The 23,973-nt window shown below is 47.4% G+C and carries 22 protein-coding genes; all 22 read right to left on the bottom strand.

Annotated features, from left to right (window positions below; all coding sequences use genetic code 11):
• Positions 1-25: 25 nt before the first annotated feature.
• Positions 26-604, bottom strand: a complete 579-nt coding sequence (gene pgsA, locus ADU24_RS08565) for a CDP-diacylglycerol--glycerol-3-phosphate 3-phosphatidyltransferase (protein WP_053366234.1) — start codon at positions 602-604, stop codon at positions 26-28.
• A 58-nt stretch (positions 605-662) separates the two neighbouring features.
• Positions 663-1,571: a helix-turn-helix domain-containing protein gene (locus ADU24_RS08560; RefSeq protein WP_331457037.1), complete on the bottom strand. Its 909-nt coding sequence runs from the start codon at positions 1,569-1,571 to the stop codon at positions 663-665.
• Positions 1,572-1,583: 12 nt separating this feature from the next.
• On the bottom strand, positions 1,584-2,375 hold the full coding sequence (locus tag ADU24_RS08555; RefSeq protein ID WP_053366232.1) for a DUF3388 domain-containing protein: 792 nt from the start codon (positions 2,373-2,375) through the stop codon (positions 1,584-1,586).
• A gap of 154 nt (positions 2,376-2,529) precedes the next feature.
• Complete coding sequence (locus tag ADU24_RS08550) at positions 2,530-2,787, bottom strand: DUF3243 domain-containing protein (RefSeq protein ID WP_053366231.1); 258 nt, start codon at positions 2,785-2,787, stop codon at positions 2,530-2,532.
• 79 nt (positions 2,788-2,866) lie between these two features.
• Positions 2,867-3,589, bottom strand: coding sequence for an elongation factor P 5-aminopentanone reductase (gene ymfI / locus ADU24_RS08545; RefSeq protein WP_053368848.1), 723 nt, complete (start codon positions 3,587-3,589; stop codon positions 2,867-2,869).
• A gap of 162 nt (positions 3,590-3,751) precedes the next feature.
• On the bottom strand, positions 3,752-5,053 hold the full coding sequence (yfmH, locus tag ADU24_RS08540; RefSeq protein ID WP_053366230.1) for an EF-P 5-aminopentanol modification-associated protein YfmH: 1,302 nt from the start codon (positions 5,051-5,053) through the stop codon (positions 3,752-3,754).
• Positions 5,046-6,332, bottom strand: a complete 1,287-nt coding sequence (gene yfmF / locus ADU24_RS08535; protein WP_053366229.1) for an EF-P 5-aminopentanol modification-associated protein YfmF — start codon at positions 6,330-6,332, stop codon at positions 5,046-5,048. The genes yfmH and yfmF overlap by 8 nt, the downstream gene beginning before the upstream one ends.
• 303 nt (positions 6,333-6,635) lie before the next feature.
• Positions 6,636-7,589 carry an ABC transporter permease gene (locus ADU24_RS08530; RefSeq protein ID WP_053366228.1) on the bottom strand — a complete coding sequence of 318 codons (954 nt, stop codon included), beginning with the start codon at positions 7,587-7,589 and terminating at the stop codon, positions 6,636-6,638.
• A gap of 1 nt (position 7,590) precedes the next feature.
• Positions 7,591-8,667, bottom strand: coding sequence for an ABC transporter permease (locus ADU24_RS08525; RefSeq protein WP_053366227.1), 1,077 nt, complete (start codon positions 8,665-8,667; stop codon positions 7,591-7,593).
• Positions 8,664-10,190: an ABC transporter ATP-binding protein gene (locus ADU24_RS08520; RefSeq protein WP_053366226.1), complete on the bottom strand. Its 1,527-nt coding sequence runs from the start codon at positions 10,188-10,190 to the stop codon at positions 8,664-8,666. Before ADU24_RS08520 ends, ADU24_RS08525 begins: the two co-directional genes overlap by 4 nt.
• Before the next feature lie 162 nt (positions 10,191-10,352).
• Positions 10,353-11,459 carry a BMP family lipoprotein gene (locus tag ADU24_RS08515; RefSeq protein ID WP_053366225.1) on the bottom strand — a complete coding sequence of 369 codons (1,107 nt, stop codon included), beginning with the start codon at positions 11,457-11,459 and terminating at the stop codon, positions 10,353-10,355.
• A 71-nt stretch (positions 11,460-11,530) separates the two neighbouring features.
• Positions 11,531-12,256, bottom strand: a complete 726-nt coding sequence (locus tag ADU24_RS08510) for a GntR family transcriptional regulator (RefSeq protein ID WP_053366224.1) — start codon at positions 12,254-12,256, stop codon at positions 11,531-11,533.
• A gap of 413 nt (positions 12,257-12,669) precedes the next feature.
• Positions 12,670-15,021: an FtsK/SpoIIIE family DNA translocase gene (locus tag ADU24_RS08505; RefSeq protein ID WP_053366223.1), complete on the bottom strand. Its 2,352-nt coding sequence runs from the start codon at positions 15,019-15,021 to the stop codon at positions 12,670-12,672.
• A gap of 181 nt (positions 15,022-15,202) precedes the next feature.
• Complete coding sequence (locus ADU24_RS08500; protein WP_053366222.1) at positions 15,203-15,412, bottom strand: YlzJ-like family protein; 210 nt, start codon at positions 15,410-15,412, stop codon at positions 15,203-15,205.
• On the bottom strand, positions 15,409-16,167 hold the full coding sequence (locus ADU24_RS08495; protein WP_442853738.1) for a ClpP family protease: 759 nt from the start codon (positions 16,165-16,167) through the stop codon (positions 15,409-15,411). The genes ADU24_RS08500 and ADU24_RS08495 overlap by 4 nt, the downstream gene beginning before the upstream one ends.
• Before the next feature lie 148 nt (positions 16,168-16,315).
• Positions 16,316-17,983 carry a ribonuclease J gene (locus tag ADU24_RS08490; RefSeq protein ID WP_053366221.1) on the bottom strand — a complete coding sequence of 556 codons (1,668 nt, stop codon included), beginning with the start codon at positions 17,981-17,983 and terminating at the stop codon, positions 16,316-16,318.
• A gap of 237 nt (positions 17,984-18,220) precedes the next feature.
• The gene (gene dapA, locus ADU24_RS08485; RefSeq protein ID WP_053366220.1) at positions 18,221-19,102 is read right to left on the bottom strand and encodes a 4-hydroxy-tetrahydrodipicolinate synthase; all 882 of its coding nucleotides are present in this window, start codon (positions 19,100-19,102) and stop codon (positions 18,221-18,223) included.
• A gap of 93 nt (positions 19,103-19,195) precedes the next feature.
• Positions 19,196-20,425 (bottom strand): aspartate kinase, encoded by a 1,230-nt coding sequence (gene dapG, locus ADU24_RS08480; RefSeq protein WP_053366219.1) that lies wholly within the window; start codon positions 20,423-20,425, stop codon positions 19,196-19,198.
• 30 nt (positions 20,426-20,455) lie between these two features.
• On the bottom strand, positions 20,456-21,511 hold the full coding sequence (gene asd / locus ADU24_RS08475; RefSeq protein ID WP_053366218.1) for an aspartate-semialdehyde dehydrogenase: 1,056 nt from the start codon (positions 21,509-21,511) through the stop codon (positions 20,456-20,458).
• 198 nt (positions 21,512-21,709) lie between these two features.
• On the bottom strand, positions 21,710-22,309 hold the full coding sequence (gene dpaB, locus ADU24_RS08470) for a dipicolinate synthase subunit B (protein ID WP_053366217.1): 600 nt from the start codon (positions 22,307-22,309) through the stop codon (positions 21,710-21,712).
• Positions 22,306-23,208: a dipicolinic acid synthetase subunit A gene (gene dpaA / locus ADU24_RS08465; protein WP_053366216.1), complete on the bottom strand. Its 903-nt coding sequence runs from the start codon at positions 23,206-23,208 to the stop codon at positions 22,306-22,308. Before dpaA ends, dpaB begins: the two co-directional genes overlap by 4 nt.
• A 355-nt stretch (positions 23,209-23,563) precedes the next feature.
• The gene (locus tag ADU24_RS08460) at positions 23,564-23,812 is read right to left on the bottom strand and encodes a YlmC/YmxH family sporulation protein (protein ID WP_053366215.1); all 249 of its coding nucleotides are present in this window, start codon (positions 23,810-23,812) and stop codon (positions 23,564-23,566) included.
• Positions 23,813-23,973: the final 161 nt, after the last annotated feature.

Genomic DNA, 23,973 nt, shown 5'->3' with positions numbered 1-23,973 from the left:
AATCACACCTTCAACTATTAGAGCTTTATTTAGAGTTTTTAAAGACATGCATATTTTTCGCAAAATAATCCCATCCGGACCAAAGCGTGAAAAATAATGCTACCCATAGAGCGATATCATCGAAAGGAATGGAAACCATTTCGAAAATAATGTTATGGAGCAGCAGGGCTGAAATGGCTACAATTTGTGCCCATGTCTTAATTTTGCCAAGATTATTGGCCGCCACAACTTCTCCACCCTCTACGAGAAGAAGGCGCAAACCGGTTACGGCGAATTCCCTGCTGATGATTAAAATGACAATCCACGATGGCGCAAATTGCAATTCAACAAGCACGATCAGCGCCGCGGAAACAAGCAGTTTGTCCGCAAGCGGATCAAGGAATTTCCCCATATTCGTGACAAGCTTGTGTTTCCTTGCATAGTAACCATCAACCCAATCCGTAGCTGCCGCCACGATGAACAGCAGCGCTCCAACAAGGTGGGTGACCGGCATCGTCGCACCCAGCAGGCTGACCGTTCCCCAATCAAACGGGGCAAGCACAATAATCATAAATAAAGGGATTAATAAAATTCTCGAGATTGTTATCTTATTAGGCACATTCATTAGCTTTCCTCCAAGGTAATTGTTTAACGCGAGAAAAAATAGCCATCATCCAGGATGACTATTCATTCCCTTTGTTGTAGCGGATCGTAATATTCTGGGAGACCATTTTCGTTGGCGGTATCGCATATTCCAGCTTCTCGCCATTTACGAAAATATCAGTATCGCTTGTTCTCCCAACTCTTAATACTGCCTCCGCTTCATTGGAAAAATCAACTGTTTTTTCGCTATCCGGTTTGCCAACAGCCAATAATCCCTGGAAGAAAGTTTTGCCGCTGCCATTTTTAATACTTACCCAGGTTTCCCCTTTGGAAACAATCTTCAGCTCAAATTTTTCGGCATTATTCAAGTCATAGGTCGTATTGCCGCCGGAAGATTTCGCCACAACCATTTCCTGGGCAGGGGTTTCCGGCTCGGCAGGCTCTTCCTTTTGCTGGTTATCTTCGTCTTCTGCCTCTTTGCCGTTTCCAGCCTTGTCTTCTTGTTTATCGCTATCTTTCACATCAGGCTCGACAATTGACGCTGGATCCTTGGTATCGCCACCGGCCGAATTGGAATCTTTTCCGGCGTTTTGTTGGAAGAAGTAATAAATAAGCGCCGCCACTCCCAAAACAGCAACCCAAACCAATATTTTCGGTAAGATCTCAAAAACCTTGGAACCGCCATCTGTCAGTCCTTTCCTAGATTGCACCCGCGATAGCTGCTCAGGCAGGTCCTGCTGGTACGGGGAGGGGATGTCCTCCTTGTATGTATCGAAAATCTCATCCGGATTCAAGCCAAGCGCTTCACAGTATTGCTTGATAAACGCACGGACGTAAAAGTCGCCCGGCATGCTGGAATAATTCCCTTCCTCTATGCCGGATAAATATCGTTTCTGTATCTTCGTTGCAGCCTGCAGGTCATCGAGGCTCAGACCCTTCGCAAGCCGTTCCTCCTTTAATCGGTTTCCCAATTCAGTCAATGCAAACACCTTCCAACCTTATTAAAAATTGAACTCTCCAAAATCAGATGCGAACGGTTCGTTTTCGTTATCGACCACATCATATGTAATTTCCTCGTCAGCATCGTTACGGAGTTCAATGATGTAGTCAAAATCATCCATTGTATATTCCGAATTCCGTATAAAAATATCAGGATGCTCAATTACCTTAACAGCGGGCAGACGCATGATTTCCCGGACAAGCTGCCAATGTTTTTCGTTTGCCCGTTTGGCTGAAACAATCCCATCAATGATGAAAATATTGTTCTCACTGTATTCATCTTCAATCAGCTGGCTCCTGATCGTTTGTTTTAAAAGGGTTGACGATAAAAACAGCCACCTCTTATTTGCACAAACGCTTGCCGCTACAATTGATTCCGTCTTTCCAACCCGCGGCATACCCCTGATTCCGATTAATTTATGGCCTTCCTGCTTGTACAGTTCGGCCATGAAATCGACAAGGACGCCAAGCTCGTTCCTGACAAACCGGAACGTCTTTTTGTCATCGGCATCGCGCTGGATGTATCGTCCATGCCTGACTGCAAGGCGGTCCCTCAGCTTCGGTTCACGTATTTTAATTACCTTTATTGTATCCATTGTATGCAAAATCGACTCGAGGCGCTGAATCAAATCGTCGTTATCGGCGCGGATAAGCAGTCCACGCCTGCCCTGGTCGACTCCATTAATCGTCACAATGTTGATGGAGAGCATGCCAAGAAGGGATGAGATATCGCCCAGCAAGCCAGGCCGGTTTTGTTTGATTTCATATTCTACATACCATTCTTTCATCACCATAATTACCTCCTGGCCGAGCTTCTGACAAATTTCATCATATTATCTAAACCTATATTATATGATTTCGCTAGAAGATGAAAGGAAAAAACAATGCGTTCAATGTTTCCAGCCATCTTCCCGGAAAAAAGCAAAAAAAGAGAGGGTGCCCTCTCTTTTAGCGTGTACCGTTATTTTGGACAAGCTTGACCATCATGTTGGCAATGGCTTGCTGCTCATCCTTGTCAGCTACAGACCAAAGATCTGCTAGGATTCTTTCCTGCTCGTTTTTCGGTTCAACCTGGTTCGCAAGATAATCGCCAATCTGATAGGCCAAATCCGAAACAACCTCTTTGCTGACCCCTTCGTCCTGGGCCTGGTGAAGCCTATCGGCAAGGAAGTCCTCCCACTGTTTCCAGTTGTCAAGTACAGACATCGCAATCCCTCCTATTTCATAATACAACGTTAGTTTTCCGGAGGGCGGGCGAAAATATACCTTCATTTTTCTACGCCTATCATGTATACCATCCGCCATTGACGGACAGGATGTGTCCGGTAATATACGATGCCTGCCCAGATAGCAGGAAGGCGGCCGCATTGGCGATTTCTTCAGGCCGCCCAAGCCTGCCCATTGGAATATCGTCAGACAGCCCCGCTAATTCCTCTGGTGTAAAACCGGCAAGCATCGGAGTCTCCACGGCCCCCGGCGCAATGGCATTCACCCTGATTCCGCTCGGCGCCAGCTCTTTGCCCAAAGCTTTTACGAACGAAATTTGCGCGCCTTTCGCGGCCGAATAAACCGTTTCACAAGCGGCCCCTGTCTGTCCCCATATCGATGAAATAAAGATAACGCTGCCCGTTTTCTTTTTCAATAGTTCCGGAATCAACTCTTTCGTCAACAGGATTGGATTCAGGACATGGATATTGAACAGGCTCTCCGCCTCCTCATCCTCAATGTCCTGGAATAGCCCATATGCCCCCGTTCCTCCGCAATGCACAATCGCGTTCACTCCAACCAGGTTTGGGAGCAGTTCCTTATACCCTCCCTGTTTGGAAAAATCGGCCTGGACAGGCACGTATTCCCCTCCATGCCCGGAAAGCCTTGCCGACAAGTGTTCGACCGCTTCCATATTCGTATTGTAATGAAGGTATAAATGATAGCCACGCGCGGCAAGCTCGGCGGCGATTGCCTGGCCGATTCCGCCGCTCGCACCCGTGATCAAAGCGAATTCCCGCATTTCCCCAACCTCATTCCTATTAACCGATTTCTCTAAAAAAGCGCCTGAATTGGCGCTTCCGTACAAAATAAAATTGTATAAAGTTTTCAACCGAAATGCCAATGGCGCCTCCGCCTTTCCTCAACAGGACAGGTAAGCGCGCCAGGCATCAAGTTCCTCTTTTTATCCAGCCTGCGCGCTATCGCCAGGCACGACCTGGCATACCGAAAAACGGTCCTCCGAGAACAGGTCCTTTGCTACGTTCCGGATGTCATCGACCGTTATTTTCTCCAGCTCGGGCACGACAGAGAATAAATCCATTTCATTGAACGCGTACCTTGTGAACTGGTTGGCGATAAATTCAGGCGAGTTGACCGCCCTCAGAAACGTACCAATCCTTTTCCGTTTTGCCCGTTCAAGCTGCTCCCCGGAAATGTTTCCATCCTTTATTTTCTCAAGAATTGCCTTCAAGGCGTCAGCCAGTCCATCAGGGTTTGCCGTATCGCCGCCAATCATCGCAAATCCGAATCCCTGTTCCTGGGTATAATCGAACGAAAACGTCTCATCAATGAGCCCGTCATCATAGAGGCGGATATAGTTTTCGGAGCTTTTCCCAAAAAGGATATCCAGCAGGAGATTAACCGACAGTTCCTGCACAAGCATTTCCCTTCCGCTTGCATCCGTATGTGCCGCCTTAATCCCGACAAGGCACTTCGGAGTCTGGACATTCATTTTCAGCACTTGCTTCGCCTTGGCAACTCCTGCCTGCTCCTCTTCAAATTTCCTCTTAACCGGAGGGCGGTCGGTGAATTGTTTCCGTGCCTGGTTCTCCCTCACCTGATCCATAATCTTCTCCGGTGAAACCGGCCCGACAATGAACAGCAGCATGTTTGCAGGATGGTAGAAGGTATTGTAGCACTCATACAGCATATCTTTATCGATTTTCGCGATGGATTCAATTGTCCCCGCGATATCAATTTTCACAGGATGTGTGTGGTACATGTTTTCAATCAGGCCAAAGTATAGGCGCCAGTCCGGATTGTCATCGTACATCGTAATTTCCTGGCCGATGATTCCCTTTTCCTTTTCAACCGTCTTTTCGGAAAAATACGGATCCTGAACGAAGTCGACCAGTGTCTCAAGGTTTTCCTCCACGCGGGACGTGCTCGAAAAAAGGTAGGCGGTCCTTGTAAAGGAAGTGAACGCGTTGGCGGATGCACCCTGCTTGCTGAATTGCTGAAAAACGTCGCCGTCTTCCTTTTCAAACAGCTTATGTTCCAGGAAATGGGCAATGCCATCCGGTACTTTGACAAACTCATCCTTATCGTAGGGCTTAAACGTGTTGTCGATTGAACCGTATTTGGTTGTAAACGTCGCGTACGTTTTGTTGAACCCTTTTTTCGGAAGGATATATACATCGAGCCCATTTGGCATCTTTTCGTAATAAAGTTCTTCGTTTAATTGGCCGAACTGAATTTTATCCATTATTGGCAGCCTCCTTTCCTGTTAAAAAATAAATCGTATCAAGTTCGATTTTTTCACCGACGGCAATTATATCATCGCGTGTTGCTTCCTGCATGCCTTTAATCCAGTTATCAAACGGCACATGTTTTCCGGCGGCGACATTATGGTAGAGGACTTCGACTAAGCCCCTGTTCGTATCGATCGTTTCAAGGAGCTGGTTCACGATAACCGCTTTTGTTTGTTCAAGCTCTTCATCGGAGAAATCGCCTTTTTTCATCGCTTCCATTTGTTCCTTAATAATTCCGACTGCCTGATCGAAATTTTTCAGGTCGATTCCCGACATGACGAGCATGAGGCCTTTATGGCTTTCAAGCCTGCTTGCCGCGTAATATGCGAGGCTTGCCTTCTCACGAACGTTGATGAACAGCTTCGAATGCGAGAAGCCTCCGAATATACCGTTGAAAACCTGAAGCGCATTGTAATCGGAATCGCCATAAAGAATATTTGTCCTGTAGCCGATATTCAGCTTGCCCTGCTTTACATCCTGCGCTTCCTTAATCACTTTCGGCTCCCCTTTTCTCGCAAGGGGTGCGTTCGCCGGTGATTTGGCTTCTCGCTTGTCAAAGTGGAACAATTCCCCGGCAATGCCTTTCACCGCTTCTTCCTCCACATCGCCGACAATGTAGATGTCCATCTCATCCTCGGCAAGGACAGTGCGGTAATAATCGTAGAGGCTTTCAGGGCTAATCGCATCGACATCCTCAATGCGTCCGTTCACGTTCAGCGCATAAGGTTCCCCTTTGAACATCTCCTCAATCAGCCGGAAGCTTGAATAACGCATCTTGTCATCAAACGTTGACTGAATCCTTTGTTTCAGCGTCCGCTTTTCCTTTTCGACGGTCGCACTGTCAAAACCGCCCCCCTCCAGAAGCGGGTTGAGGATGATTTCCCTCAGGAACTCCATTCCTTTTCTTAATAGGGGTGCCTGATCCGATAGGAATTTTTCATTGGCAATTTCCATAAAAAACGTAATAATATGCGAGTTTCCCTTTTTTGCGAGGTCCACACTTAAGACCGCCCCATACAGATCATCGAGGTACGACCTTAGTAAAGTGGTTGTCGGGTATGCAGTTGAACTGCTTTGCAGGACATGCGGGAGAAGAGCCCTCATCGTCGCGGTTTCCTTGCTCAGGGGCGCTTTCATTTTAAAAACAATCGCATTCGTTTTATATTTTTCCGTCTTCGTTACATGAAGGTTATATCCTTGCATCGAAAACGTTTGTTCAGGCAATAAACTCATGTCCGAGGCCTCCTTTTGTAAAATCGATAGGCAATAATATCCATATTTCTGCCATATTATTTTCCCCATGCCATTTACATTCTATTCTAACTATAATTTGTCAGGGCTTATTTTTACAACTTATACAGCTTATATGCGATGATATAGGTTGAAACAAAAATGTATTTCCGAAACTCACCATTGCCGATTATTTCCTTTCTACAATTGAAGGCGCTCAAGAGGAATGATTTCATGGACCAGCAAAAAGCCCCCTGGACGTACCAGGAGGCTTGAGTGTTCTCACGTATTCAGAGTTTTTTAAAATTATCGTTTCCCAGAGTCGAACGGCTCGCCGACTGCTTTTGGCGCCTGGGATGATTTCGAGAATACGACCAGGGCAATCAACGTTACGACGTAAGGGAAAATTTTAAGGAGGATCGGCGGAATGACAGCCAACTCCGGAATAACTTGCGAAACGTTTGCGATCGTGCTTGCAAAGCCAAAGAATAATGTGGCTCCCAATACGCCGAGCGGCCTCCATTGTCCGAAAATCAGGGAAGCGAGGGCAAGGAATCCAAGGCCCGATACTGTACCCGTAAACTCACCAGCATAGGTGAGGATAATGAGAGCTCCGCCCAATCCTGCGAAAGCACCGGAAATTAGGACACCCGCGTACCGGATTCTCCGAACATTGATACCCGCCGCCTCTGCAGCCTGCGGATACTCACCGCATGACCGTAGGCGAAGGCCGAATCTTGTTTTATACAAAACAAACGTACTGACAATCAGGATAACGAGGATCAACCAAGTGGTTGGATACGTTTTTGTAAAAAACAAGTCGCCAATTACAGGAATTTTTGAGAGGCCGGGAATTGTATCCTGGGAGAATCCTTGTTTAATACGGATGTTTCCGCTTCCCGTCATATTCCTTGCCAGAAAGATTGTCAATGCTGTCGCAATCAAATTGATCGCAGTACCGCTGATGATTTGGTTTGCACTTAAATTGATGCTTGCAAAGGCATGCAGGATTGAAAACAAGAGTCCGACAACAACAGCCGTCAAAAGCCCTAACCAGAGCACCATTGTATTGTTGGACACTACCCCGCTTAGGAAGTGGACCGCGAGCGCGCTTGAGAATGCGCCAATGATCATTAACCCTTCCAAACCAATGTTGACAACGCCGCTTCTTTCACTAAAAAGGCCGCCCAATGCAGTAATCAGAAGAGGAATTGTAAAAGCAATCGCATACGGAAATATTTGCTCTATGATGGTCCACATTTTATGCTTCCCCCTTCTTGGACGCGGATGCATTGATTCCTTCTCCGGCACCGCGCTTCCAGAACTTATTGACAAGGCGGTGGATTAGAACACTCGTTGCCGCGAAATAAATAATGATGGCAATAATTGTGTTCGCCAATTCTGGTGGAATTTCCGTCATCGCATTCATGAAGCCGGTTCCGGAATATAGGATTCCAAATAGAATCGCCGCAAAGAACACGCCAAAAGGAGTGTTGTTCCCGAGCAGGGCGACAGCGATGCCGTCAAAGCCCTGGAACGGCATGATGCCGATTTGGATGCTTGACGCGTTCCCGGTGTATAACGCCACACCACCAAGGCCTGCAAGCGCCCCCGAAATAACCATTGAAAGGACGATGTTCCTGTTTACCTTCATACCGGCGTATTCTGCGGCATGCCTGTTGAAGCCAACCGCTTTCAATTCGAATCCAAGCGTTGTTTTGTTTATAATGAACGCAATAACAATGACCGAAATGATTCCCAGGAAAATGCCCATGTTAATAAAGGATCCCTGGAACAACTCCGTCAGAAATGGCATTTTTAAAGTTGCTGCATCCGCAAGCTTCTTTGATTCGGTTTCAAGAAATTCACCTTTAAAATAACCCGGAACGACATAATACACGGTCCAGTATGCGATCCAGTTCATCATGATGGTCGCGACAACTTCGTGAACATTGAATTTTGCTTTTAGCAAACCAGGCAGGAATGCCCACAATGCCCCGCCGAGCGCTCCCGCGAAAATCATCGCCAGCAAAAGGACCGGCCTGGAAAAATCGTAGGTAAGGCCTACCGCAGTAGCGCACAGTCCGCCTATCAGCATCTGGCCGGAAGCACCGATATTAAAGAGCCCCGTCCTGAAAGCAAACGCCACTGAAAGGCCTGTGAAAATGAGCGGAGTAGCCGTAGCAAGGGTATCACCTATACGCTGGATGTTTTTAAATGCACCCTGGATCAAATACGAATACCCTTCAATCGGGTTGCTTCCAATAAAGAGCATCAGGATGCCGCCCGCGATAAGTCCTAAAATGATAGAAATTAGTGAAACGATGGTATTTCTCATATGCTTCTCTCCTTAGTTACCCCTGCCATCATAAGGCCAACTTCGTTTTCATTCGTTTCAGAAGCTTGTACAATCCCGACTAACTCACCATTGTTAATTGCGGCAATACGGTCGGACAGTTGAAGGACTTCGTCAAGCTCAAGGGAAACGAGCAAGACTGCGTTGCCTTTGTCCCTGTGCTCAACAAGCCTTCTATGAATATATTCAATTGAACCAACATCCAAGCCCCTTGTAGGCTGAACCGCGATTAGCAATTTCGGATCAAGCTCGATTTCCCTCCCGATGATCGCCTTCTGCTGGTTTCCTCCTGATAGGGTTCTGGCAATGGACGCCGCACCTTCGCCAGAGCGGACATCAAAGTTTTCAAGAATGTTTTTTGCGTATGTTTTCATCGCAGATTCATTTAACAGGCCAAATTTTGAAAAAGGTTCTTTATTATAGACTTCAAGGACCATATTGGATTCCAGTGTATAATCGAGAACTAGTCCGCGCTTATGCCTGTCTTCGGGGATATGGCCCATTCCTTTTTCAATACGCTGGCGGATTGGGATGGAAGTAATTTCGTGGCCGTTTAATTCAACTCTGCCTGATTCGGCCTTGCGCAAACCGGTAATCGCCTCAACAAGCTCGGTCTGCCCATTTCCATCAACTCCCGCAATCCCGACAATTTCGCCGGCGCGGACTTCGAGCGAAAAATCCTTTAAGCCGAGTACCTTTCTGTTGTTTTTTACAGAAAGGGAATCTATTTTCAATACGACATCGCCTGGCGTACTTTCTTTCTTATCCACTTTGAATGAAACATGGCGGCCGACCATCATTTCGGCAAGGCTTTCAGTGCTTGCATCCGCCACATCGACTGTACCGATTGACTTACCTCTTCGGATAACCGTGCATCGGTCCGCAACGGCTTTGATTTCCTTCAATTTATGGGTTATGATGATAATCGATTTGCCTTCTTTAATAAGATTGCGCATGATTTTCATTAGTTCGTCAATTTCACTCGGTGTCAAAACCGCTGTCGGTTCATCAAAAATGAGCACTTCCGCTTCCCTGTAAAGCATTTTAAGAATCTCGACCCTCTGCTGCATCCCTACTGAAATATCCTCGATCTTCGCATGGGGATCAACATTCAAACCGTATGACTTTGATAACTGCTCAATCCTTTTTGCGGCGCTATTGATATCGAGGACAACTCCGCCCTTTAAAGGCTCACTTCCCAAAATGATATTTTCCGTAACAGTGAAATTGTCAACCAGCTTAAAGTGCTGGTGCACCATCCCAATTCCAAGCCGGTTCGCAACATTCGGGTTCGTTACGCGAACTTCCTTGCCATGGACTTTGATAACTCCCTTTTCCGGTTGGTACATTCCGAACAGCACGCCCATAAGGGTTGATTTTCCCGCTCCGTTCTCACCCAGGAGAGCATGTATCTCTCCCTTTTTCAACGAGAGGGAGATATTATCGTTGGCAACAATACCCGGGAACTCTTTCCGGATATTCAGCATTTCAACTACATAGCTCATAGTAACACTCACCTTTGCCATTTACTGATTCCTTGATTTATTGGAAATGCCCTATTTTGCCCAGCCTTCGATTATGGCCAGTTTGCGTGTTTTATAGAATCCAAGGGAGCCAATATACAAAAGAGACGGCAAAACCGTCTCATTTTGTATAGTTGCCTTTTTTTACTTGAACAAATCGCCTTGCTCTGCCTTAACTTCGATGTCACCAGATTTAATCTGTTCGTATACTTCCTTCACCTTGCTGACAGTGTCTTCGCTCAGGTTAGGATTTTCGTCAGGAAGGCCGACACCATCGTTTTTCGCGTCAAACGTAAGTGTCTTTCCGCCCTGGAATTTGCCATCCAGTTCATCTTTGATCATTTCATAGACTGAGTGACTAATTTTTTTCGTTGCAGAAGTAAGGATAACAGACTTGTCGCCGTCATATTTACCATCTTCATACTGGTCGACGTCAACACCCACGATCCAAACTTTTTCACCTTTGCTGGCACGTTGTTTCGCTTCGTTGATTGCACCTACTCCAACGCCGCCCGCAGCTGCGTGGATTGCGACAACACCACGATTAAACATTTGGGCTGCAATCTGAGCGCCTGCTGCAGAGTTGTCGAAAGAACCTTGGTAGAGGAAGTTTTCAGGTTTCATACCAATCTTCGTTCCAAAATTTTCGTTGGCATATTTAATACCTTGCTGGTAGCCCCAGTTGAATTTTTGGACTGGAGGAATTTCCATGCCGCCGATGAAGCCAACTTCTCCTTCTTTCACCTCAAGTGCAGTGGCAATACCAGCTAAGAAGCCTGATTCATGCTCGGCATAGAAAATGGAAACTGTGTTGTCCTTCACAACTGGGTTGTAATCGCCTTTGTGCGGATTTCCATCAATGATGACGAATTTCGCATCTTTATACTTGTCCTGAGCTTGGAATACAGCTGTTTCAAATTTAAATCCTGGTGTTACGATGAACTTGTAGCCTGCATCGTACAGGTTGCCAATTTCCTTCAAGTATTCAGCTTCGGTTGTACCTGCCGGCTTTAGGTATTTTGTTTTAACGCCAAGATCGCCCTCCGCTTGCTTAATTCCTTCCCAAGTACCCTGGTTGAACGATTTATCATCGATTGTACCCGCGTCAGTAACCATGCCTACTTTAAGGTCGTTTTTCTTTTGGTCTCCATCTTTACCTTTGGAATCATCGTCTTTACCGCCACATGCAGATAAAAGCATTCCCGCAGACAAAAGCAGCGACATGAACAATCCGAATTTGCGCTTTTTCAAGGCATTGTCCCCCTAAAAATTGTTGTTTGATTTAGTAGAAATGGTGTTCAATGGCGGGAACTCCAGCAAGGCTATACCCTCTTTCTAAGGACCTTGAAGCTGAACTTATCCGCTTTGAAATAGTTTACCGAGTAAAGGATTGGTTCGTCGGCCTCATCGTAGTGCATTTGTTTTAGCACCAATAAGGCCGTTTCCGGTTCGCATTCAAGGATTGGAGAAATTTTATCATGGTAGCCAATAGGTTCAATCTGGGCCACCGCGTACGTAATCCTCCGCCCCGCCTGGTTTTCCAAAATGGAAAGGAGCGATTCTTCCTGATGGGAAAATGCCTCGGGCAGTATGCGTACAGGCACAGTGTCTATGCAATAGACAACGGGTTCCCCATTGGCGGTCCTTACCCTCTCGGTCACGGCGATTGCTTCATCCTCTTCCAGCGAGAACCGGCGAGTGTCCTCCTCTGTCGGCAGTTGTGTTGATGAGCTCAGAAAAATAGTGCCCGGCTTCATTCCTGCCTGTAAAATCATGCTCGTCACACTGCTAAGCTGTTCGATCCCGGATGTAAACAATGGCTTCGCGTTAACAAACGTACCGACACCATGCCGGCGAATGATAACGTTTTCTTCTTCGAGTATGCGAAGCGCTTCCCGAAGCGTCGCCCTGCTTACCCCCAGTCGTTTCGCTAAATCGAATTCAGAAGGCAGCTTCTCTCTTTCTTTATAAACGCCCTCTTCAATATTCTGCTTCAACCGATCGATCACCTGCAAATACAAATGACGGTTATCAGACTTAATAGACATGTCAATCCTCCAGGCTTCACTGAGACATCAGACCTCTGATGTTTAATCATTCCTACTAATCGACAATACTATAACACTTTTCAAAGCATAAATAAATAGAATAAAGTCTTTTTTCCGAAAACAAAAATCGTCGAATTAATAATTTTTTTGTTGACATTTGTATTATTATTTTGATAAAGCGCTTGCGATTGCGTTAATGTGAACAATTTGTGAAAGAGCACCGGCTTTTTATTATCATCTGTCCCTTTTCCAATATTATCCTTTAGACACACGAACGATATAGTATGTCATATTCATTGAAATGATCTGCCGTTGGGAAAAGCGTAAACTATTTTTCTGCTTGTAGTTCTCAATTGTAAAACAAAAAAAAGAAGCCGGAATAACCGGCTTCCTCTATACAATACATTATTATCTTAATGCCCAGCTTCTTCCGGCTGCTTTGAAACAAGTACCGCCCTCGGTTTGCTTCCCTCATACGGGCCGACTACCCCGCGCGCTTCCATTTCATCAATCAGCCTCGCTGCCCTTGTGTAGCCTATCCTGAACCTCCGCTGCAGCATGGAAACGGATGCGGTCTGCATTTCAACAATCAGGTCGACTGCTTCCTCATAAAGTTCATCATCCACTTCACCTTCTACTTCCTGCACATCATCGGGTATCATTTCCTCCTGATACTGCGCCTTTTGCTGGGAGATGACAAACTCTACTGTATTTTCAACTTCTTCGTCCGATAAAAATGCTCCTTGTACCCTGATCGGCTTTGTGGCGCCGACAGGCAGGAACAGCATGTCGCCCCGGCCGAGCAGCTTTTCGGCCCCGCCCATATCAAGGATCGTCCGCGAATCCGTCATCGACGAAACCGCGAAGGCGATCCGGGATGGGATGTTCGCCTTGATTACCCCGGTAATGACATCCACGGAAGGGCGCTGGGTTGCGATGATTAAATGAATACCCGCAGCCCTGGCCATTTGCGCAAGCCTTGTAATCGAATCCTCAACATCCGACGATGCGACCATCATCAAATCCGCAAGCTCGTCAACAATGACAACGATATAGGGAAGCAGCGGCTGCTTATCGTCTTCTTCCGCGTTATGCCGCCTGATATGCTCATTATAGCCCTCAATATTCCTTGTTCCGGTGAATGAGAAGAGTTCATAACGCCTTTCCATCTCATTAACGACTTTTTTCAGTGCCTGGGACGCTTTTTTTGCATCGGTCACAACTGGCGCGAGCAAATGGGGAACTCCATTGTATACATTCAACTCGACCATCTTTGGATCGATCATCATCATCTTCACTTCATGTGGCTTTGCCCTCATCAAAATGCTCGTAATAATGCCGTTGATGCACACACTCTTCCCGCTTCCCGTTGCCCCTGCGACCAGAAGGTGCGGCATCTTGTTCAATTCAGCGAGAACCGCTTCCCCGGTAATATCGCGTCCAAGCCCGATTAATAGCTTGGAATCCGGGCGGTCGTTTTGAGTTGCTTCAAGTACTTCCCTTAAAGAAACCATCGCAACTTCGGAATTTGGGACCTCGATTCCAATCGCCGATTTTCCGGGAATAGGCGCTTCAATCCTAATATCCTTGGCGGCTAGTGCCAGTGCGAGGTCATCATTCAAGCTGACAATCTTGCTTACCTTGACGCCGACATCAGGATGGACCTCGTATTTTGTCACGGCCGGACCAAGGTGTACCTGGGTAACCCTTGCCTTAACCCCGAAGCTGTTGAATGTGCGTTCAAGCTTGGCGGCATTTGCGTGGATCAGTTCATATTCCCTGCTCTGGTCCGATTTCCTTGGAACATTTAACAGCGACAGCGGCGGAAGTTCATACGATGTATTTTCAAGTTCCACAAACGTGATTGGGGGAGCATTATCCTCCTCCGGTTCATTTTCCTCATTTGCAGGCTTGGCAGGTTTTTGGCGTTCCTGCACATTGCCGTTTCCATATGCCTTGTCTACAAAACTTGAAATAATCGGTTCCGGTACCGGCGGCTCTTCCGTGATGCCAGTACCTGGGCTATCGAGTATTTCAGTTGGGGCAGCCACAGGTTTTTCCGCAGGCTTTTTTTCCTTTGCGGGTTTTTCCCGTTTTTGCTTGTCTTTCTGTTTATTCCTATTTTCCTTCCATTCCGACAGATCGGCTTTAAACGCCTCAAGCTGGTTCTTGTAGCCCGACCCAATTAGGGAGAAGATTTTCCCAAGCGCTTCTCCAAATGTTTTTCCTGTCAACAGAATCAGGCCGCTCACAATCAGCAATCCCGCGATGATTTTCGTACCTGTCGTTGCGAACAGGTAATGGAACATTGCATACAGGACGGCGCCGACCATCCCGCCGCCAAGATCTGCAGTAGATGGCTTTCCCTTTACCTCATCCCAGAAAAATCCCCAAGTGTTGGCTATGACACTCGGATTCTCAATCTGGCCATTCTTTACCAGCGAAGAAAAGAGCGTAATATGGCTAAGGATCAGCAATGCGGCCAAAATCAGGTATGCCCCCATCAGCCTCGATGGAAAAAGAAAGGGCATTTCACGTTTCCACATCAGAATGATGCTTAACAGGAACATCCCGATAAGCCCTGCCATCGCCCATTCCCCAAGCCAAAGCCGGAAAAACAGGGAAACCCCATTTCCCACAGCGCCCAGTCCAGCCATTGAAATAATCGATAGCGCGAGCATAATCAGTCCGGCCAGCTCGAATTTAAGTGTTGTTTTTAATTGATTATCCCTGTTCCGGGTTTGCCTTCGTTTTTTCTTGGCCATTCAATCACCTTTATGTATAAGTCTGCAGCAAGGAGACCGCCAAATAGAACAAGCAGCCATCCGGCTGCTTGATTCAGTATGGCAATTCCAGCCTTTGGATACGGAATCCAAAAATGCCATTTTCCTAAACCGTAATCCGATTATAACATAAAGGGCTTCCGGATTGGACAGGACCTTTAACCTACATTGAAATTTTCGAGCCCGGCAGCCATCTGGCGTCCATATAATGGGCGGGATCCGTGCTCAGCAGCCTGACGATCATTAAACCGTCGCCCGAAGGTTCGACTTCCAATGGGACACCATCCCTGATAATGATTTTCCTTCCTAATTGTCCGGTTTCCTGCTGTGGTGGAAAAATAAGCTCTTCGGGCATCATTGTATAAAGGATCATTGAATCAGCCCTTCCTGCTCCGTTTTTTGCATATCAATTAATTCATTAAGTTTTTTCATCGCCGGGCCAAGCCCACCCACTTCATCAATAAGCCCATAAGCGACCGCATCGACGCCAACTACATTCGTCCCGATATCCCGGGTCAGGTTTCCTTTCGCAAACATCAATTCCTTGAACGTTTCCTCAGGGATATTGGAATGGGATGTGACAAAACGGACGACCCGTTCCTGCATTTTATCGAGGTATTCAAAGGTCTGCGGAACGCCAATAACAAGGCCTGTCAGCCGGATTGGGTGAATCGTCATTGTTGCTGTTTCGGCAATAAAGCTGTAATTGCAGGAAACCGCAATTGGAACTCCGATTGAATGGCCTCCCCCGAGGACTATGGAAACGGATGGCTTCGACAAGGATGCCAGCATTTCTGCAATGGCAAGGCCAGCTTCGACATCCCCGCCGACCGTGTTAAGAATAACGAGCAACCCTTCAATTTTCGGATTTTGCTCAATTGCCACAAGCTGAGGAATAATATGTTCATATTTCGTCGTTTTATTTTGCGGCGGTAAGGTAAGGTGGCCCTCAATTTGCCCCACGATTGTCATGCAGTGAATGCTCGAATCATTTGAAAGCTGCGGCACATTGGTTGCCCCAAGCTGCTGTATTTTCTCAATCAGCGTGGAACTTGGCTTCTCCTCGGTTTCAGGGCTCGGCGCCTCGGCCTTGTCGCCCATCCGCCCTGACGGAAGTAAGTGGTCCATTTCAACTGTCTCCCTTCGGTTCATATACGATTAGTATTGAACCGCCCAGTCAAAATCATGCCTCTTTGATTTTTCGATAAAAGAGCAATAGGAACACACTGATGAATATTACAAAAAAAAACACCGGCAAGGCAGCCGGTGCTCTGATTTAGGCTTCCATAATGATTGGTAAAATCATCGGGCGCCTTTTTGTTCTATCAAATAAGTATTTATTCAAATCATCCCTGATTTCCTGTTTCAGGCTGGTCCAATCAAAGAAATCACGGGAAATGTTTTTCTCAACGATATCCCTGACCATCTTTCCGGACTCTTCCATCAACTTTTCGGATTCCCTTACATAGACGAAGCCCCTTGAAATAATTTCAGGCCCCGCAAGAATTTTTCGCTCTTTCCTTGAAAGAGTGACGACAACAATCAATGTGCCGTCCTGGGAGAGTAGCCTGCGGTCACGTAGGACAATATTGCCGACATCGCCGACGCCAATTCCATCAATCAGAACGTTGCCGGATGGAACCTTTCCGCCCGGAACAAACTTCCCTTCCTTGATTTCGACGACTTCCCCATTATCCGGAATGTAAATTTGATCCCTTGAAAGCCCGCACTCCCTAGCAATTTTTTCATGGGCTTTCAGCATCCGGTATTCCCCATGTACCGGAATGAAAAGCTTAGGCTTCATCAAATTGATCATAAACTTCAATTCTTCCTGGCTGCCATGGCTTGAAACGTGGATCACTTTTTTGTTTGAAACAACATTCGCACCCGCGCGCAATAGCATATCCACCGTCTTGGCAAGGAAAAGTTCGCTTCCCCTAAGCGTAGAGGCGGCAATCATGACTGTGTCGCCTGCCTTGATGTTTACAAGCCTGTGCGACTTGCGCGCCATCTTTTGGAGCCCTTCGATTGGTTCTCCCTGGGATCCTGTCATCAAAATGACGATTTCCCTGTCCGGAAGATTCCCAATTTCCGACGCCGGGATAATCAGCCCTTCAGCTATATCAAGATAACCGAGTTCCACGGCGATATGGTAAATGCGTTCAAGGCTTTTCCCGACAACAGCCACCTTCCTCCCTGTTTCCTGGGCGGAATCGAAAATATGCTGGATGCGGTTAATATCCGAAGCGAAGCACGCCGCGATAATCCTGCCGGGCGAGCTATAGAAAGTGTCACACATTTCCCTGGCTACAATCGCTTCGGAAGTTGTATATCCTGGCTTTTCCGCCTCCGTGCTATCCGAAAGAAGGCAGAGCACCCCTTTTTCGCCAATCGCGGCCATTTTGCCGATATCAGGCTTGTACAGGTCTGTCGCGCCCTGGTCAAATTTGAAGTCGCCCGTATAAACGATTGCCCCTTCGGACGTGTTTATGCAAATGCCGACAGACCCGGGAATGCTATGGTTTGTTTTAAAAAATGAAACGGCCACGTTCCCAATCTCCACGATTGAATCCGAGTTGATTTCAATAAAATCGGTCTTTCCCCTGAACTCCTGTTCTTTCAGCTTCGCCCCGGCAAGTGCCAGCGTCAGCTCCGTCCCGTAAACAGGAACCTTGATTTGCCTAAGGATGTAGGATAATGCCCCAATATGGTCCTCATGGCCATGGGAAAGAAAAATCGCCTTTACCCTTTCCTTGTTTTCGAGCAGGTAGGTGATATCGGGAATGACAACATCAATGCCAAGCATTTCATCCTCGGGGAACATTAACCCGGCATCGATGATGAAGATATCCCTATCCACCTCGCACAGGAACATATTCTTCCCGATTTCTCCCACGCCGCCAAGAGCGACGATCCTGATATTCTTATTTTTTTTCTTTGCCAATTTCTGTTTCCTCCTATGGTGATTTAGGCCGATCGAGATCAGTTACAATCATTATACTTGAATGCGGAAAATCTTTACAACCTTATTCCCATTCCCGCATGCTAAAAGAGAAAAACCTTCCTGGCGCGACAATGGTTCATTCGTTATAAAGTTAAAGCATGAAAAAAGGCAGCGGGCAAAAATCACGCCAGCTGCCTTTAAAATCAAATCAATACCCTTTCGGGGACGAAAATACAATTACGATGGCTGATGGATTCCCAGCACTGAAGACAATGTAGCGCGTTCTTCAGCGGTTAACGGAACGAGCGGAAGCCTTACCGACCCAACGTCCAGCCCTTTCAACTGCAGCGCAGTTTTTACCGGGGCGGGGCTCGGAGCGGCGAATAATCCCTGCATGACCGGAAGAAGCTGCTGATGCAGCCGGGCTGCCTTGTCAGTTTCTTTCGTGAAAAACGCCTGGACCATTTCCTGCATTTCGTTGCCGATAATATGGGAAGCCACCGATACGACGCCAAACCCGCCAATGGAAAGGACAGGCAAAGTAATGCCGTCATCGCCACTGTAGAGAATGAAATCTTCCGGTGTACTTGCAATGATTTTTGTCATGGCATTCAGGTCGCCACTGGCTTCCTTCACTGCTACGATATTTGGAATCCCGGATAGGCGGATAATCGTTTCCGGCGCAATGTTGACGACTGCCCGGCCAGGAATGTTATAGACCATAACCGGCAGCTTTGTACTTTCCGCTACCGCCTTGAAATGCTGGTAAAGGCCTTCCTGGTTTGGCTTGTTGTAATAAGGAGCCACAACCATGACAGCATCCACGCCAAGCTGTTCCGCTTTCTTCGTCATTTCAATGGATTCGTACGTATTGTTGCTGCCGGTTCCCGCTATCACTGGAATCCTGCCGGCGACAGTTTTGACAGCATGGCTGAACAGCGCGAGCTTCTCCTCTTTTGACAATGTCGGGGATTCGCCGGTTGTACCCGCAATGACGAGGGAGTCAGTCCCATTTTCGATTAAATGGTTGATTAATTGGGTTGTTTTTGAAAAATCAATATGCCCTTTGTGGTCAAAAGGCGTTACCATTGCAGTTGAAACTCTTCCAAAATGAATCATTATCCTCTTCACCCATCCTTTGTTTGGTTTGGGCAGGCAAGGTACCTGCCGGCTAACTTCCATTTGCTATATGTGTACAATCCTTGCAGCCAATCAATAATCGGCGGACTCGTTTTCGAGCTGGAATGCATCATGCAACGCATTGACCGCCTTTACGAGGTCGTCCTGTTTTACAAGAACCCAAATGGTGGTATGGCTGTCCGCAGATTGGAGGATCCGGATTCCCTGGCCGGCAAGCGCTGTGACGATCCTAGCCGTCACGCCCGGAACCCCGGCCATTCCCGCTCCGACAACCGAAACTTTAGCGCAGTTCCTTTCCACGACCGGATCATGCCCAATTCCGTTCAGGACTGAAATTGCCCGGTCAGCGGAATCCTCTGATACGGTGTAAACAACCCCGTTTGGAGAAATATTGATAAAATCAACCGAAATTTTCTCGTTTGCCATTGCCTTAAAGACTTCGGATTGCAAATTGTACTGGCCGTCCTTTGCGAACACCTTAATCTGGGTCACGTTAGGCACATGTGCAATCCCGGTGACCGGCCGCTCCTTTATATCGCTGCCTGCGCTTGTTCTCGCCTGGCTTGTAACGAGTGTTCCCGGGCCGTCCGAGTAGGTGGAGCGGATGCGCATCGGCACTTTTGCCTGCATCGCGATTTCAACCGCGCGCGGATGGATGACTTTCGCGCCCTGATAGGCGAGGTTGCATACTTCTATATAGGTGACAACTGGCAATGGCCGAGCATTTTCGGCGATTCGCGGGTCGGCCGTCATGATTCCTTCAACGTCGGTAAAAATATCGATCCACTCGGCGCCAAGTGCTGCTCCAATTGCTGCCGCAGTTGTATCGCTACCGCCGCGTCCAATAGTCGTTACGTCCCCGTTTTGGGCGATTCCCTGGAAGCCGGCGACCACGACGACATCGTACTCATTCAATTCTTCGAGCAGCCGCTCGCATTTCATTTCAATGATCTTGGCGTTCGTATGATCGTCATTTGTCCGGAAACCGGCCTGTGCTCCATTCAGGGCGGCAGCCTTAATACCTGATTCAAGAAGAAGTGATGTAAACGCTACGCTGGAGATGATTTCACCACAGGACATGAGCATATCGATTTCACGCCTGCTGATTTTCCCGATGCTCCCTTCCACAAGGGATAGAAGCGTGTCTGTGGCATACGGGTCGCCCTTGCGTCCCATTGCCGATACAACGACAACGASCTTATACCCCTCCGAAAGGGCCTGTTCTATATGTCTTTTGGCATTTTGCCTGCTTTCTTCGTTCCTGACGGATGTTCCGCCAAACTTCTGGACAATTACTTTCATTCAAGCACCCCAAAACTGCTATGTTGTATTTTATTTTTGTCCAACGACTCCGAGGCGGACAAGGCTTTCCGCGATTTGAACGGAGTTCCAGGCCGCGCCTTTCAGGAGATTGTCCGAAACGACCCACATATGGAAGCCCTTCGTGTTATCAAGATCCCTTCTTACCCTGCCGACAAATACATCCTGTTTCCCTACACAATCAGCTGGCATCGGGTATACCTGGTTGGCCGGATCATCCTGGAGGACAACCCCTGGCGCTTCTTTTAAAAGTTCCTTAATATCGTCCGCGGTTACACCGTCGGATTCGATTTCAATGTAAAGCGATTCCGAGTGGCCTGTCTCGACAGGGAGCCTGACGCATGTAGCCGCTACCTGAAGGTTCTGGTCGTGCATGATTTTTTTCGTTTCATTGATCATTTTGAGTTCTTCAAATGTAAAGCCATTATCCTCAAACATGTCGATTTGCGGAATGGCGTTGAAGGCAATTTGATAATGCCTGTCTGCACTTTTAACCGGAAGAACTTTAGGTTCATATGGCTCACCGGCAAGTATGGCCTTTGTTTCCGCCTTCAGTTCCTCAATCGCCGCTGCTCCCGCGCCGGAAACTGCCTGGTATGTGGAGACGATGATTTTTTTCAGGCCAAATTTCTTGCGAATCGGTTCAAGCGCAACAACCATCTGAATTGTTGAACAGTTCGGGTTCGCGATTATTCCTTTATGAGTATGGACATCCTCTTCATTCACTTCCGGAACAACGAGGGGCACTTCCTGGTCCATCCGGAATGCGCTCGTATTATCGATGACAATGGCACCGCGCTTTGCCGCTTCCGGCGCTAGCTCCTTCGATACGCTGCCGCCTGCACTGAATAAAGCGATATCGATGCCTTCAAAGCTTTCCGGCCTTGCCTCCTCGACTACATGCTCCTTCCCGTTTACTGTAACAATTTTACCTGCCGACCGGGATGAGGACAACAGGACAAGTTTTTCAATCGGAAAATTCCTTTTCGCCAATGTTTCAATTATTTGCTGGCCAACAGCGCCAGTTGCACCTACCACAGCCACTTTCAATCCGGTTTGACGATCCATTTTCTGTTAACCCCTTCCATCCAACAAGCGTACGCTCAGATTATTTAAGTGAATGCAATCCTATGATGGAGCTTCCCCTTAAAGGAAGTCCATATGTATGAAAGATATCAGCGGGCCTTGCCCGCCGACAAACTTTCCTACATTTTATCACATTCACCCGACAATGAAATAATCAATTGCATGGCTGGTTCGAATTGGCTAGTTTTTATCGAGGTATCTTTCGACGAGAACTGGCTGCAATTGAACCCCTTCCAGGGCCGATTCTACCGTTTCTTTTAAAAGCCCCATCCGAGCAACCATTGAATTGGGTTTTTTAACAGGATCGTCCTGCCCGAACGGAATGAAGTAAATATTTTTCGCCGACATGAGCCTCATCAGGTTAACGCCATTCAGCCCAAGTGCATCGTTCGTGGAGATTCCAAGAACGACCGGCTTCTGGTTCCGGAGTGTGGCCTTGGCCGCCATCAATACAGGGGAATCATTGATCGCGTTCGCGAATTTGCTCATCGAGGCTCCGGTCAATGGGGCGATGACCATGCAATCGAGTGGTTCCTTCGGGCCGAGTGGCTCAGCTCTCACGATTGAATCTATGGCTGTTTTCCCGGTGAGCTTTTCGATCCTGTCAATCCAGTCCTCTCCCTTGCCGAATCTTGTCTCGGTATTCTTTACCGTAAACGTGACAATGGGAACAACCTCCGCGCCAGCGTTCACCAGCTTCTCAATTTCCGGATAGACGGCATCGTATGTGCAATGTGAGCCTGTAAGGCCGAAACCGATTCGTTTCCCTTTAAGATTCATGTTGCTTTCCCCTTTCGATTTTTTAAATCCGCTTGGAGCAATTGCGTCAAGACATTCGCCAAAATCTGCCCAGCTGTTTTCGGGGCCACGATTCCGGGAAGCCCCGGGGCCAGGAGCGCCTTGATGCCCCGTTTTTCCGCATAACGGAAGTCTGTTCCTCCTGGTTTGGATGCTAGATCGATAATCAGCGTATGCGCCGCCATTTTCGAAATGACAGAAGCACTGACGATTGGGTGCGGTACCGTATTGATAACGATATCCATATCCCTAAGTTCTTTTTCTATATCAGAAAGATGAAAAGGCTCAAGTGCCATTTCCGTAACCCTCGCAAGGTGTTCGCTCTTCCTTGCTCCCACTTTCACCTTGGCTCCAAGAGCGGAAAACGCCCGCGCAACACTCATGCCGGTCCTTCCAAGCCCGAGCACTGCCACTTTGGATCCGTGGATTGTAATATCGGTATGCTGGATCGCCATCATAATCGTTCCCTCGACGGTTGGAATCGAGTTGTAAATGGCCACATCATCCCGCTCAAACAGCTGGATAAGCCGCCTTTTCGCCTGCTTCGTTATTCGCGTCAAATATGGATTGGTGATTCCGGTATAAACCGTGCACGACTCAGGCGTTTTGGCTAAACATGCTTCTGTTAAAATAACTTGCTCATTCGAAAAAATCGTTTCAACCTGGCCCTCCAGGCTCGTTCCCGAAACCGGGAGGATGAGCGCATCCATTTCGGATAAGTCCGCTTCTGCAAGTTTTTCCTTTTGCGCACCTGTAAAGGCATGATCCAGTTGCTCGAAACCAATCAGCGATAGTCTTGCGTCCAGTTCGGTCAGCTTCCTGATAATTTCGAGCTGCCGGGCATCTCCGCCAATGATGGCTATCTGCATACCTGTCAGCATGAACCCTTCACCTTCTTTATAAGAATCATTCGTGCCCAGGTCTCCAGGCTACTTATCAGTTTATGAAGGGAAGCGGATTTCTGTGAAAAACAAACAATGCTCTATTATTTCCACGCCTCTTGTCTGTGTAAAGTGCCAGTCGCTTCAATCACAGCCCAATTAAGGCAATTGAAGACAGTGCAGTTTTCAACTTGTACACCTCTCACACGGAGAATGTAAATTTGCACAAAAAAATAACCCGGCTGTCCATCAACCGAGCTTTGTTAACATAATGTTATTATCGTTATTTAGCTGTTGGCAAAATCAAGTCGCTTTAACTTAAATTTCCTATAAAAGCTTTTGTCTTTCTTTGAAGCTATTCATCGGCTTCTCCAGGGAAATCAATGATAATCATATCAGCACCGATTTTTTTTATGTGCTTCCATTGAACCCGAATTTCATCGCCCTGCTTCCGGAGGCCAAACCATTTTAGTGACGGGATCAGCAATGCCTGGATCTGGCCTGTCTGTTCATTTATTTCAAGATCAGTCTGGCCAAGGACTCCCAGCCGTTCCGCCCGCTTCACATCCACAATTTCCTTTCCGCTTAGCTCGCTCAGCCTCAATTTGATCGCCCCCCTGCTATTCTCTTACTAGTGTATAGCTTTTGGCAGGAAAATAGACTACCTATGAAGGACAGCTATTTTACTCTTGCGTGTACAATTGGATTTTTGGATGTTTGGCTGCCCCCTGCCCATCCCGCCATGCAAAAAGCCATTGCATCCGC

The sequence above is a fragment of the Bacillus sp. FJAT-27245 genome (assembly GCF_001273955.1).
Classification (GTDB): Bacteria; Bacillota; Bacilli; order Bacillales; family Cytobacillaceae; genus Bacillus_D.
Note: the sequence above shows the minus strand (reverse complement) of the source record. Positions and strands in the feature narration are given on the sequence as shown.

Excerpts from the sequence above, each read along its gene's own strand:
- pgsA (WP_053366234.1), bottom strand. The coding sequence starts at position 604 with ATGAATGTGCCTAATAAGATAACAATCTCGAGAATTTTATTAATCCCT.
- ADU24_RS08555 (WP_053366232.1), bottom strand. The coding sequence starts at position 2,375 with ATGGTGATGAAAGAATGGTATGTAGAATATGAAATCAAACAAAACCGG.
- ADU24_RS08550 (WP_053366231.1), bottom strand. The coding sequence starts at position 2,787 with ATGTCTGTACTTGACAACTGGAAACAGTGGGAGGACTTCCTTGCCGAT.
- ymfI (WP_053368848.1), bottom strand. The coding sequence starts at position 3,589 with ATGCGGGAATTCGCTTTGATCACGGGTGCGAGCGGCGGAATCGGCCAG.
- yfmH (WP_053366230.1), bottom strand. The coding sequence starts at position 5,053 with ATGGATAAAATTCAGTTCGGCCAATTAAACGAAGAACTTTATTACGAA.
- yfmF (WP_053366229.1), bottom strand. The coding sequence starts at position 6,332 with ATGAGTTTATTGCCTGAACAAACGTTTTCGATGCAAGGATATAACCTT.
- ADU24_RS08530 (WP_053366228.1), bottom strand. The coding sequence starts at position 7,589 with ATGTGGACCATCATAGAGCAAATATTTCCGTATGCGATTGCTTTTACA.
- ADU24_RS08525 (WP_053366227.1), bottom strand. The coding sequence starts at position 8,667 with ATGAGAAATACCATCGTTTCACTAATTTCTATCATTTTAGGACTTATC.
- ADU24_RS08520 (WP_053366226.1), bottom strand. The coding sequence starts at position 10,190 with ATGAGCTATGTAGTTGAAATGCTGAATATCCGGAAAGAGTTCCCGGGT.
- ADU24_RS08510 (WP_053366224.1), bottom strand. The coding sequence starts at position 12,256 with ATGTCTATTAAGTCTGATAACCGTCATTTGTATTTGCAGGTGATCGAT.
- ADU24_RS08505 (WP_053366223.1), bottom strand. The coding sequence starts at position 15,021 with ATGGCCAAGAAAAAACGAAGGCAAACCCGGAACAGGGATAATCAATTA.
- ADU24_RS08500 (WP_053366222.1), bottom strand. The coding sequence starts at position 15,412 with ATGATCCTTTATACAATGATGCCCGAAGAGCTTATTTTTCCACCACAG.
- ADU24_RS08495 (WP_442853738.1), bottom strand. The coding sequence starts at position 16,167 with ATGGACCACTTACTTCCGTCAGGGCGGATGGGCGACAAGGCCGAGGCG.
- dapA (WP_053366220.1), bottom strand. The coding sequence starts at position 19,102 with ATGATTCATTTTGGAAGAGTTTCAACTGCAATGGTAACGCCTTTTGAC.
- asd (WP_053366218.1), bottom strand. The coding sequence starts at position 21,511 with ATGGATCGTCAAACCGGATTGAAAGTGGCTGTGGTAGGTGCAACTGGC.
- dpaB (WP_053366217.1), bottom strand. The coding sequence starts at position 22,309 with ATGAATCTTAAAGGGAAACGAATCGGTTTCGGCCTTACAGGCTCACAT.
- dpaA (WP_053366216.1), bottom strand. The coding sequence starts at position 23,208 with ATGCTGACAGGTATGCAGATAGCCATCATTGGCGGAGATGCCCGGCAG.